The 12,250-nt window shown below is 45.9% G+C and carries 5 protein-coding genes; 2 read left to right on the top strand and 3 right to left on the bottom strand.

Annotated elements, in window-relative coordinates:
* The first annotated feature begins 35 nt into the window (after window positions 1-35).
* Window positions 36-3,503 carry an nSTAND1 domain-containing NTPase gene (locus RID53_RS25380; protein WP_446390736.1) on the top strand — a complete coding sequence of 1,156 codons (3,468 nt, stop codon included), beginning with the start codon at window positions 36-38 and terminating at the stop codon, window positions 3,501-3,503.
* An 11-nt stretch (window positions 3,504-3,514) separates the two neighbouring features.
* Here RID53_RS25380 and RID53_RS25375 read toward each other — a convergent pair whose 3' ends face one another.
* The 3 genes from RID53_RS25375 to RID53_RS25365 form a co-directional block, all read right to left on the bottom strand.
* Window positions 3,515-3,949 (bottom strand): PIN-like domain-containing protein, encoded by a 435-nt coding sequence (locus RID53_RS25375; RefSeq protein WP_446390735.1) that lies wholly within the window; start codon window positions 3,947-3,949, stop codon window positions 3,515-3,517.
* Window positions 3,946-4,653 (bottom strand): DUF433 domain-containing protein, encoded by a 708-nt coding sequence (locus RID53_RS25370; RefSeq protein ID WP_446390734.1) that lies wholly within the window; start codon window positions 4,651-4,653, stop codon window positions 3,946-3,948. The genes RID53_RS25375 and RID53_RS25370 overlap by 4 nt, the downstream gene beginning before the upstream one ends.
* Window positions 4,654-5,147: 494 nt before the next feature.
* Complete coding sequence (locus tag RID53_RS25365) at window positions 5,148-7,295, bottom strand: polyribonucleotide nucleotidyltransferase (RefSeq protein ID WP_446390733.1); 2,148 nt, start codon at window positions 7,293-7,295, stop codon at window positions 5,148-5,150.
* Between the two features lie 340 nt (window positions 7,296-7,635).
* Here RID53_RS25365 and RID53_RS25360 point away from each other — a divergent pair, with 340 nt between their 5' ends.
* Window positions 7,636-12,237, top strand: coding sequence for an SNF2-related protein (locus tag RID53_RS25360; protein WP_446390732.1), 4,602 nt, complete (start codon window positions 7,636-7,638; stop codon window positions 12,235-12,237).
* Window positions 12,238-12,250: the final 13 nt, after the last annotated feature.

Below are 12,250 nucleotides of genomic sequence, written 5' to 3'. Positions count from 1 at the left end.
GGTTAAGATGCACGCGAATCGCATAAAATTGATCCATGACTCATACGCCCCAGCCAGATGATAGTATAGCGGATAACCAGAAGTCGTTAAATGCCCTCGTGCGATCGCTTCGGCTATCCCAGGGACAGTTTCGCCTGATTTTGGTGCGCTGTAATTATGGGGAATTACGACAGCGCATGGTGCAAAGTCTGCGAGAAGTATCTCCGGTGCCGATTCGCGAGTTGGTTTTGGCAGAGTCGGTGAAGTCTCTCTACAGGTTTATTAAGACAGAATTGGCAGATGAAACACCTCAGGCTGTCATTGTATTGGGTTTAGAGTCGGTTAGGAATCTCACTGATGTTTTCAAATCCAGTAATTATATCCGAGAGGAGTTGAGTCATAATTTTTCTTTTCCTCTGATTCTCTGGATGAATGATCCGGTTTGGCAAAGGTTGATTCGGGTAGCGCCTGATTTGGAAAGCTGGGCGACGACGGTTGAGTTTCAATGGACAACGGCGGAATTGCTGGAATTTCTAACCCAGGAAACTGAGAAACTCTTTAGGGCTGATTTAACGGTTTCTTTGGACAATTATGATGAACTTGAATTAGCCTGGACAGCGTTACAAAAGCGAGGGCAAGAGATAGCGCCAGAGTTGGCAGCTAATCTGGAATTTGTGCGCGGCTTCAATGATTTTAAGCATCATCGATTTGATGAAGCATTAGCCCATTATCAGACTTGTCGGGATGTGCTGATAGATGCCCATACTGAGGAATTAGAACGCCAGGGTATTTTGTTTTTACATATCGCTCTCTGTTATTCCCGCAAAGCTGAACAAAATTCAGGGAAGGATGAGCAGGATTGGCGCACAAGCAGAAATTATTTTCAGGAATCGATTCAGAAATTTGCTGAAGGTCAACGATTTGATTTAATTGCCTCAACGATTCACCACTTTGCCGAAGTTCTGCGACAATTACAAGACTGGGATGATTTAAGGCATTTGGCTGAATCAGCTCAAAGGTTGCATCAGCAGTATGGCACGTCTCTACAAGTGGCTCAAGATTATGGAATGTTAGCAGAAGTAGCGCTGAAGCAGTCGCGCTGGCAAGAGGCAAAACAATTGGCTCAACAGGCACTGACGCTTTTAAATCAAAGTCCTGAACGTCATCCGCGTGAACAGACGTTTTATCATTTTATTTTAGCCAGTGCTTGTCAGTCTTTAGGGGAAATTAAAGCGGCGATTGCTCATTTAGAACAAGGGATAGAGGGAAATCAGCCAGACTATGATCCTCAACTTTATATCAAGAGTTTGGCAATGTTGCGCTCTCTTTATTTTGAGCAAGGAGAATACCGGAAGGCATTTGAACTGAAGCAAACTAAACGGTCGATTGAATATCAATATGGATTTCAGGCGTTTGCGGGAGCGTCTCATCTCCAAGCGAAAAAGCAGTTGATTAATGTGGCAGAGACATCAACGGATAAACAAGCGATTATTGCCCAAGAAATCGCTGCTTCTGGTCGAGAAAAGTTGATCAAAGAGTTAATCCAACGAATCCGTCGAAATGACCATAAACTCACGATTATTCATGGTCAATCCGGTGTCGGTAAAAGTTCAATTATCCAGGCGGGATTAGTTCCAGCGTTGAGACAACAGTTGATTGGAGAGCGCGAAGCTTTCCCTGTGGTTCTCAGGATTTATACCAATTGGGTGGAAACCTTGGGGACGGGTTTGGCAGAAGCATTAGGGGAAACATTAAATTCAACAGCAGTCATTATCCAACAATTGCGGACTAATGCAGACCGTAACCGGGTAACGGTTCTGATATTTGACCAGTTTGAAGAGTTTTTCTTTATTGCTAAAGACCCAGGAAAACGACAGGAATTTTATCGTTTTTTGGCGGATTGCCTGGATATTCCCTTTGTGAAACTGATTCTGTCTCTACGAGAAGACTATCTCCATTATCTATTAGAGTGTAATCGCCTGAACTATCTGGGAGCCATCAACCATAATATTTTAGATAAGGATATTCTCTGTTATTTAGGTAACTTTACCCCAGAGGAAGCCAGGTTAGTGATTGAACGGTTAACCCAACGCTCCCAGTTTTATTTAGAACCTGGATTAATCACGGAACTGGTTAAGGATTTAGCCATTGAGTTGGATTCAGTCCGTCCGATTGAATTGCAGATAGTTGGCGCACAGTTTCAGGACAAGAAGATTACTCGGCTAGAACAGTATCGAGGACTAGGTGAAAATCCTAAAGAAGTATTGGTCAACCACTATTTAGAGGGAGTTATTAAAGACTGTGGTCAAGAGAATGACAGAATTACTCGACTGGTTTTATATTGGCTAACCGCTGAAAATCTAACTCGTCCCCTGAAGACTCGCAGTGAGTTGAGCCAAGATTTAGCCGCCGCAGGGTTACAGGTTAAAAGGCGTCAATTAGATGATTTAGTTTTACCGATTTTAGTGGATTCTGGGTTAGTGGTACGGATACCAGAATCTCCTGATGACCGTTATCAATTGGTTCACGATTATTTAGTTCCCTTTATTCGACAAAATCAGACGACTAAACTTTTAGAAGAATTAACAATAGAGAAAGAGAAACGTCAAATTGGTGAACAACGATTTAATCGGTTTATTAGGATAGCATTAGTGGGTTCAGTAGTGGCTGTATTTGGATTAGCTGGATTAACTTGGCAAGCTGAATCTCAAAGGCGGCGAGCTGAAAAACTTCAAATTGGTCAAAGTGATAGTCTCAGTCGATATGCAGAGGAACTTTTCAACCAGGATAAAATATTTGATGCACTGATAGCTGCTTTACAGGCAGGAATACCACTGAAACAGATATCTGAGAAACAGCTTGATCATGCGACAAAAGTACGAGTTGCAAATGTACTTAGGCAGGCAGTTAATCCTGTGAGGGAATACAACCGTCTAGAAGGACATGATTCATGGATCAGTAGTGTAAGTTTCAGCCCCGATGGGAAAACCTTAGCCTCTGGAAGTTACGATAATACAATAAAACTGTGGAAGCTAGAAACAGGGGAAGCGATTACCACCCTCAATGGACATGATTCATTGGTCAATAGTGTAAGTTTCAGCCCCGATGGGAAAACCTTAGCCTCTGGAAGTGGTGATAATACAATCAAACTATGGAATCTAGAAACAGGGGAAGCAATTACCACCCTCAATGGACATGATTCATCGCTCAATAGTGTAAGTTTCAGCCCCGATGGGCAAACCTTAGCCTCTGGAAGTGATGATAATACAATTAAACTGTGGAATTTAGAAACAGGCGAAGCGACTGCCACCCTTAATGAACATGATTCATGGGTCAAGAGTGTAAGTTTTAGCCCCGATGGAAAAACCTTAGCCTCTGGAAGTGGTGATAATACAATTAAACTGTGGAGTCTGGATTTAGATGAGTTACTAGTAAAGGGGTGTAATTTGGCGCGAGACTACCTTAAGACTAACCCGAACGTGAGAGAAAGCGATCGCGCTCTCTGCGACGGCATTTCTAATTAGTTAAGTGAAGTTCAATCCTTTTCTAGTTCTGCCAAGAGATCAGCTTGAGTTTTCCAGGATTTTACTTTACCTTCTCGATAGACTTTAGCAATGAAGGGGGCTGGATTCTTTTCAATGAATTTCTGCATTTCGAGGATGGCAACTCTAAAAATTTCAGCCATTTCTCTTCCCGAAAGATTTTGAGAGGCAAGGGCAAACATACGAATTCCTGCATAGGCGACAGCTTGACGTTCCAGTTGATTTCTCCCAATCGCGGCATCTTTGGTGAGAATAATCCAGCCCCTTTTTCCGACTTCTGGCATCCAGGTTACATCTTGGGCTGCTTGAGGAAAGTGATCGTCATGGATTTCGACAGTAATTCCAGTGTCTTTGAGGGCTTCGACAATATACCGTTTTCCTAAACATCTGTCGATGAAGAAGACGATTTCTGTTGACGGTTCACTCATGCAGCTTTTTGATTATCCATTTCACAGCGAATCGCTTCTTCAATTTTCAGGCGATCGCAATCATAATCATAAGCCAAATCATCGATGGAATCCCCAGCTTTATAGCGTTCGGCGAGGATGCTGGTGGGAATTCCAGTTCCTGCAATCACAAGACGCCCGAAGGCAATACGCGGGTCAATCACAACCCAGCGAGGATTATCCTGTTCGCCGTTGCGGGTAAAGGGATAGAGTTTGATGGCTAAACCCCTGTCGTCGAGTTCGATGCGTTCAAGGTGGGTTTTGAGGGCATCTTTGAGATTTGTCTGCCCTTGTTTTGACGTGTTAATTAGAGAACCGTAGCGTTCAATAAATAGGTCAATTCCATCCGTCTGGAATTCTTGGTGGGCGAGGGGGTGAGGGATTTGCAGTTGTTCGTCAATATAATCTAGTGTCGCTCTAACTTTATCCAGGTCAATTTTGTGGTGTTTTCGGATTGCCCGCAGGATATGAACTTCAATTAAATTAGTAAAACTCAGTCGAATCGGTTGGCTTTTTTTGACCTCAATCAGGGGATAAAATTTCTTTTCGCCTTCGCTGACAGGATAGTTTCGTCCTACTGTCCAAGAACGAATCGTTGCGGCGGGAATTTTCAGGTAGCGGGCGGTGTCCCCAATGCTGTAGTTGGGGATATCTCTGGGAGTTTTGCCACCATAGATATCGTTCATCAAGATAATCAGCGAAGAATCAGATCTTGTATCACTTGCTTGAAATTGCCTTGGGTTGAAACCCAAGGGCAAACGCTTAAGTCAGAATCGAGTGGACTGGATCAGAGTTTGAGTCCATTTTAATGGACTGAAGTCACTGACTTAAGCTGGGTTCTTAGTAGGCACGAAGCGTGCCAGAAGCGAGGACAGCGCTGACTACAAACTCTAAATTCAGTGGCATTCGACTTAAGGTTGGTGGGCAATGCCCACCCTACTCAAGTCAGAATTGAGCGGACTGGATCAGAGTTTTAGTCTATTTTAATGGACTTAAGCTTTTAGCCAAGAACTTGAGTTCTTGGCGGATGCTGAGGCTTACTGACAATTGACTTAAGCTGTTCGGCATTTAAACCATAATGTCAAGAATTGCGAGATCCTTGTAGTGCGAGCATCTTGCTCGCTACTAATACCCAATTTAAATGCATTACAGCTTAACGTTCAGCTAACTCCAAAACTATCTAAGTTGTCGCTGCTGCACGCGCTGCGGCTGCTTCATCGGGATGAATTCCCAAACGAGTCAGATTAATCCGACCTTTGTTGTCAATTTCGCGAACTTTTACAATCACTTCATCGCCAACAGCCACCTCATCTTCGACCTTACCGACCCGATAATCTGCCAGTTGGGAAATATGAATCATTCCCTCTTTCCCCGGTAACACTTCCACAAACGCACCAATGGGAATAATCCGTGTCACGCGCCCTGCATAAACATCCCCTTCTTCTAAGCGACGGGTCATCCCGTGAATCAGGGTAATCGCTTTCTTTGCCTTTTCCCCTTCAACCGCAGAAACCGTAATCGTGCCATCATCATCAATATCGACTTTGGCACCGGTTTGTTCGGTAATCCCTTTAATCGTCTTACCGCCAGGACCAATCACCAAGCCAATTAAGTCCGGATCAATCTTCATCGTCAACAAGCGTGGCGCAAACGCCGACAAATCAGGACGGGGTTTGTCAATTGTCGCCAGCATCTTTTCTAAAATATGCAGTCGCGCTGGTTTGGCTTGTTCAATCGCTTTAGCAACGGTGTCCATGGACAACCCGGTGATTTTCATGTCCATTTGTAACGCGGTAATTCCGCTATCCGTTCCCGCGACTTTGAAGTCCATGTCGCCTAAAAAGTCTTCAATCCCTTGAATATCAGTGAGAATGCGGACTTCATCGCCTTCTTTTATCAATCCCATCGCCGCCCCACTAACAGGCTTGGTAATTGGCACCCCAGCATCCATTAAAGCTAGCGTCGATCCACACACCGAACCCATCGAGGTTGAACCATTGGAGGATAGCACCTCCGATACCACCCGAATCACATAAGGAAACTCATTTTGCGGCGGTAATATGGGAATAATCGCCCGTTCCGCTAACGCCCCATGACCGATTTCCCGACGTCCAGGCGATCGCATGGGTTTGGTTTCCCCCACAGAAAAGGGCGGAAAGTTATAGTGGTGCAGGTAACGCTTCTCTTCTTCGGGATTCAAATCATCCAACATTTGAGCATCCCCAGGGGTTCCCAACGTCACCGTAGACAGGACTTGAGTCAAGCCGCGATTAAATAAACCACTCCCATGAACACGAGAGGGCAATAGCCCCACCTGACACGACACCGGACGCACCTCATCCAGTTTACGCCCATCAACGCGCACCCCGTCCTCAACAATCTGCGATCGCATCAGCTTCTTGGTCAAGCTTTTGAACATACTGCTAAGCAGTTGATCATCTGCCGCCGCCACGCGCAGGGGATCATCCTCTGGACGTTCGGCGATGGGAGCCAGAATTTCCTGTTCCTTGATCTCATCCAAGGCTTCATCGCGATCATGCTTATCGAAGTCAAACTGAGACAAAACTTTCTTAATCGGTTTCGTGGCGCGATCGCGAATAAACTCTTCCAGTTCCGATGAGGTTTCTGGGGGTTCGGCTTGGATAATCTCAATTCCCAACTCTTTGAGCAGGTTTTCCTGAGCCGCAATTAAATCCTGTACGGCTTCATAGCCAAATTCAATCGCCTCAATAATATCCCGTTCTGGCAGTTGATTCGCCCCGGCTTCCACCATGATCACCCCTTGGGGAGAACCCGCGACCACCAAATCTAGATCACCATTGTCGATTTCGCGGTATGTTGGATTAATAATGAAATCATCTCCAACTAGCCCCACTCGTACTGCTGCCATCGGACCATAGAATGGAATTTGGGCTTGCAGTACCGCGACGGATGCCCCCGTTACCGCCAGCACATCCGGTGGCACTTGTTCATCCATGGACAAGGTTGTGGCTACAATCTGAATATCATCCCGTAGCCAACTGGGAAACAAGGGGCGCAACGGGCGGTCAATCAAACGGCTGGTGAGTGTAACTTTTTCCGGAGGACGCCCTTCGCGGCGCAGAAACCCACCGGGAATTCGACCCGCTGCATACAGTCTTTCCTCGTAGTCTACTAATAAGGGGAGAAAATCGATGCCTTCTCGACCCGCTGAGCGAGTCGCCGTAACTAAAACCGCTGTATCTCCTGACTCAATTAGTACAGATCCCCCAGCTTGGGGTGCTAGTAGACCGGCTCTTAGCCGAATATCCCGTCCATCAAAGGATATTGATTTGTCTAACTCTACCATTTGGTTCGTTACCCTTCTCTGTTTATCACGTTTTTTTCTCTGTCGCAATCCTAGCATTTATGGAATAATGCTGCTTTGAGAAGGGTGTTAAGTTTTCACCCTTCACGTCCGTTCAAGGGAACCTGGTTTTGAGTTTTGAGTTTTGAATTTTCCAGACCCATTGCGTGTCTGAGTTTTGAGTTCAGTCAGGTCGAGTTTTACGAGTATCGTTTCTTGTCTCATCCAGATGGGACTAACCTTGCCCCGACTGAGTGCGAGAGTTGCTGCCTCACACCCATTGATTAAAATTTGACAAGCAGCAATTGATAGTCTTGGATTCTATTTTCATTTTTCTATAAACATGGCAATTTTACATGGTAGTTGGATTACAGGCGAATCTGATAATTATTTATTTATTTGGGGAGAACAATGGCGTCCTTTAGCCTCTGTTGACTCTGCCGCTAAGACGGGGATTATGCCCCATCCTTTTGCGATGACACAGACAGAGTTAAGCGAATTTTTAAGCGATCGCGGTTTAACCCTGCCCGACTCTGGAACCGGAAAAGCCAAAGGAAACAGCGAGAGTGCGATCGCCTCCTGGCACAGCCACGTCTTCGTCTTACCCACTCACCCCGCAGAAGCCAAGACACCAGCCTACCCAATCCTTTCCGCCCAACTCCTCACCGACGAGACAGATTCCTCCTCCCTCGAACTGCATCAATGGCAGGTTTCCGGCTACCGTCTCACCCCCTCAACCGCCCTCCCCTTTCTGCAATCTCTGCCCTTAGGGGGATTCAATGTTGCCGATAATTACGTCGGATCAGACTTACGATTTTGGACTCATGTCTATCGCTGGAGTTTAGACTTACTGACTCGGTGTAAATTTTTACCTGGATTATATCGCCAACCCAACGGTAAAGCGATCGCCTACTGGCAACCCCTGATCGACAGCGCCACCGATCAAACCCGGTTAGCCGAGTTTACCCAATCTATGCCCTTGGCTTGTCAAGCGTATGTGGAAGCAGGGGAAGCAGGGGAAGCAGAGGGAGATGGGGGAGAATATTCCCAATCACCAATTAACAATCCCCAATCCCTCATCCTCAACTTTTTAAGACACGCCATTAATACTCAGGTGCAAAACTGGGTTGAATCACTATCACCCCCAACCGCCACCTCACCCATCCCCGAATGGCTACAAGCCCTGTGTAGCGCCAAGGATAGCCTGAACGTTGAACCGATGGCGATCGCCCGTTTAGATACCGCCCTGTCTAATTGGACAACCTCGATTCAACAGCATTTGGTGACTCCCACCACCCAAGGCTTAACCCAAAATCTCTTCCGCACCTGCTTAGTCTTGCAACCCCCAGAACCCGACGAAGCCAACTGGCGGCTTGACTTTTGCTTGCAAGCCATGGACGAGGCAGACTTATTAGTCGATGCCAAAACGATTTGGCGGCATCCTATCGAACAATTAGACTATCACGGGCGAACCATTGCACAGCCTCAAGAAACCCTACTCAAGGGATTAGGATTAGCCTCTCGTCTCTATCCTCCCCTAGAAGCCAGCTTACACGAACGCTGTCCCCGATTCTGTGAACTCAATCCCGTCCAAGTGTATGAATTTATCAAAGCTAGTGCATGGCGACTGCAAGACAGTGGTTTGGGGATTATCTTACCCCCAGGATTAGCCCCCGGATCAGGGGAAAAACGCCTCGGTATTAGTATTACCGCAGAAGCACCCAAATCCAAAAAAGACGAACGGTTAGGGTTACAAAGCCTGCTGAAATTTAAATGGGATTTAGCCATTGGTGATACCAAACTCTCCAAATCTGAATTCCAACGGTTGATGTCCCTCAAATCCCCCTTAGTGGAAGTGAATGGGGAATGGATTGCCCTGCAACCCGCCGATGCGCGGGCGGCGCAAACCATCATGAAAGCTTCCAAGGAAGATATGAGTTTGTCAGTCGAAGACGCCTTGCGACTGGCGACAGGCGATACTAAAACTTTAGGAAAATTGCCTGTCGTTCACTTTGAAGCATCCGGGGCGCTGCAAGAGTTAATTACTAATTTAACTGGAAATCGCACGATTGAACCCATTGATGTTCCCCAAGACTTTAACGGCACATTACGCCCCTATCAACTCCGAGGAGCCAGTTGGTTAGCCTTTTTAGAACGCTGGGGTTTAGGGGCTTGTTTAGCGGACGATATGGGATTAGGAAAATGCGTCGCGCCTAGTACATTAATTTCCGTCAATGGAACCGTGATCCAAGCTGAAGATATTTGGAATCAGTATGCTGGAGACACTGAATTTGATGGGGAGGGATTTTGGAGTCAGCCCATAGAGTCGTTACAGGTTAATGCCATTGACTCACAAACCCATAAAATGACCACCGCTCCCATTCAGCGTCTCTATCGCCAGCGAGTGCAGGAAAAACTACGCACCGTTACGCTTAAAGATGGGAGCCGAATTACGATTACCTATCGTCATAAACTATTAACCCATCACGGTTGGACGACTAATTTTCAGGTGGGGGATTACGTCTGTGTACCTGCCAAAATGATTTGGCAGGGGCAACCCGAAGATCCGGATTTGGTGAAGTTTCTGGCTTGGCAAATTGCTGAAGGATGTGAGCAATCGGATCAAGCAAGGGTCAACATTTCACAGAAAGACAAAGACTGTTTACAAGACTTGCTCCAGATCTTCCAAAAAATCGGTCAGCGGTACAACCTGAAAATCAATACCCCTAGCATTTGTACCTACCCGAATCGAGTGGCAGATCTGCGAATCAATAGCCAAACCTACCGAGAATTCTTACAAACCAAAGGATACAGTTGGGGAATGCGATCGCATCAGAAATCTATCCCTGATTTTATTATGCAGGCAGATCGAGATACAGTGAAGATCTTCCTCCAAAACTATTTCGATGCGGAAGCATCTGTTATTTCTCAGATGCGGAGTATTGAAATCAGTACAGCTTCCCCTTTACTAATTCAGCAACTCTCTGTACTGCTACGACGCTTCGGCATTTGGTTAAGAATTTCATCCAAACAAAAAAAAGCAACAAATGGCAAACAAATCATCCGCACTTACCATAATGGTACAATCGGTGGCAATTCAGCGCGTCGATTCTTACAAGAGATTGGATTTAATTATCCAGAAAAACAGCGCAAATTGGCAGAAATCTGTGAACGAGTCAGTAACACGAATGTAGAAGGAATTCCCGCATCTGATATTGTAGCGGAAACCGTCACAGCGACTCAATTACCAATCCGGCATTTGGGGATGCACAACACAGTCTATATCAATGGCTCACAGCAATTTTCACGAGCTAGCCTAGAACGAGTTGTCGCCGGAATGGAGCGCATTACCAGTGGCGTAGCGGAACGAGACTATCGACACCAAAAACCATCGAAGTGGACATCTCAAACTCTGGACGCTTATACCAAACTCGACAAACTCCAATTAAATTTCACTAAAGAACGCTTACAGCGTCTCCTGGATCAAGAGGTTTTCTACTGTCAGATTCAGGACATCGAGGATATCGACTATGAGGGATGGGTGTATGATTTTGAAGTCAGCCATCATCACAACTTTGTGGCAAATAACATTCTTTGTCATAACACAATTCAAACCATTGCCTTTTTGCTTCATTTAAAAGATAAAGATGTTCTGGAATCGCCCACATTATTAGTCTGTCCCACATCCGTACTCGGAAACTGGGAACGGGAGGTGAAAAAATTTGCTCCAACGCTTAAAGCTATCGTCCACCACGGCGATAAACGCTCAAAAGGTAAGACATTTGCTAAAGCAGTGAAGACTAAGGATTTGGTGATTACCAGTTATCCATTAGTGTATCGAGATGCCGCCAGCCTAGAATCGGTATCCTGGCAAGGTGTTGTACTAGATGAAGCGCAGAATATCAAAAATCCAGGGGCAAAACAGTCCCAAGCTGTGCGGAAACTGCCGACAGAATTTCGCATTGCTTTAACAGGAACGCCTGTGGAGAACCGATTATCGGAATTGTGGTCAATTTTAGATTTTCTAAATCCTGCATATTTAGGCGATCGCCAATTTTTCCAACGCCGCTTTGCTATGCCGATTGAGAAGTTTGGCGACAGGGATTCCTTACAAACTTTGCGATCGCTAGTACAACCATTTATTCTGCGCCGTCTGAAAACGGATAAGACAATTATCCAAGACTTGCCAGAGAAACAGGAGATGACGGTATTCTGTGGACTCGCCGCAGAACAGGCAACTCTGTATCAGAAATTGGTGGATGAATCCTTAGTTGAAATTGAAGCAGCGGAGGGAATTCAGCGCAAGGGATTAATTTTAACCTTGCTGATGCGACTCAAACAAGTCTGTAATCATCCCGCCCAATTATTAAAGGAGAAATCCTTAAAAGACGCCAAGCGTTCCGGGAAATTACTGCGGTTACAGGAAATGTTAGACGAAGCGATTTCGGAAGGCGATCGCGCGTTAATTTTTACCCAGTTTGCGGAATGGGGGAAACTGCTGAAACCCTATTTAGCCAAACAATTTGATCAGGAAATCTTGTTCCTCTATGGCGCAACTCGCAAGAAGCAACGGGAGGAAATGATTGACCGTTTCCAAAATGACCCGGAAGGACCCCCGATTCTGATTTTATCCTTAAAAGCGGGAGGAACAGGACTAAATTTGACCCGGGCAAATCACGTCTTCCACATTGATCGCTGGTGGAATCCGGCGGTGGAGAATCAGGCGACAGATCGGGCGTTTAGAATTGGTCAAACTCGCAATGTACAGGTGCATAAGTTTGTCTGTACGGGGACGCTGGAAGAACGGATTAATGACATGATTGAAAGTAAGAAGCAGTTGGCGGAACAGACGGTAGAAGCGGGTGAAAACTGGGTCACGGATATGGACACCGATCAGTTGCGATCGCTGCTATTGCTTGACCGCACGGCTGTGATTGACGAGTAAGGGAGAAGTGCGA

This window comes from Coleofasciculus sp. B1-GNL1-01 (genome assembly GCF_040220235.1).
Lineage (GTDB): Bacteria > Cyanobacteriota > Cyanobacteriia > Cyanobacteriales > Coleofasciculaceae > Coleofasciculus.
This window is presented reverse-complemented; position numbering and strand designations above follow the sequence as displayed.

Excerpts from the sequence above, each read along its gene's own strand:
- RID53_RS25380 (WP_446390736.1), top strand. The coding sequence starts at position 36 with ATGACTCATACGCCCCAGCCAGATGATAGTATAGCGGATAACCAGAAG.
- RID53_RS25375 (WP_446390735.1), bottom strand. The coding sequence starts at position 3,949 with ATGAGTGAACCGTCAACAGAAATCGTCTTCTTCATCGACAGATGTTTA.
- RID53_RS25370 (WP_446390734.1), bottom strand. The coding sequence starts at position 4,653 with ATGAACGATATCTATGGTGGCAAAACTCCCAGAGATATCCCCAACTAC.
- RID53_RS25365 (WP_446390733.1), bottom strand. The coding sequence starts at position 7,295 with ATGGTAGAGTTAGACAAATCAATATCCTTTGATGGACGGGATATTCGG.
- RID53_RS25360 (WP_446390732.1), top strand. The coding sequence starts at position 7,636 with ATGGCAATTTTACATGGTAGTTGGATTACAGGCGAATCTGATAATTAT.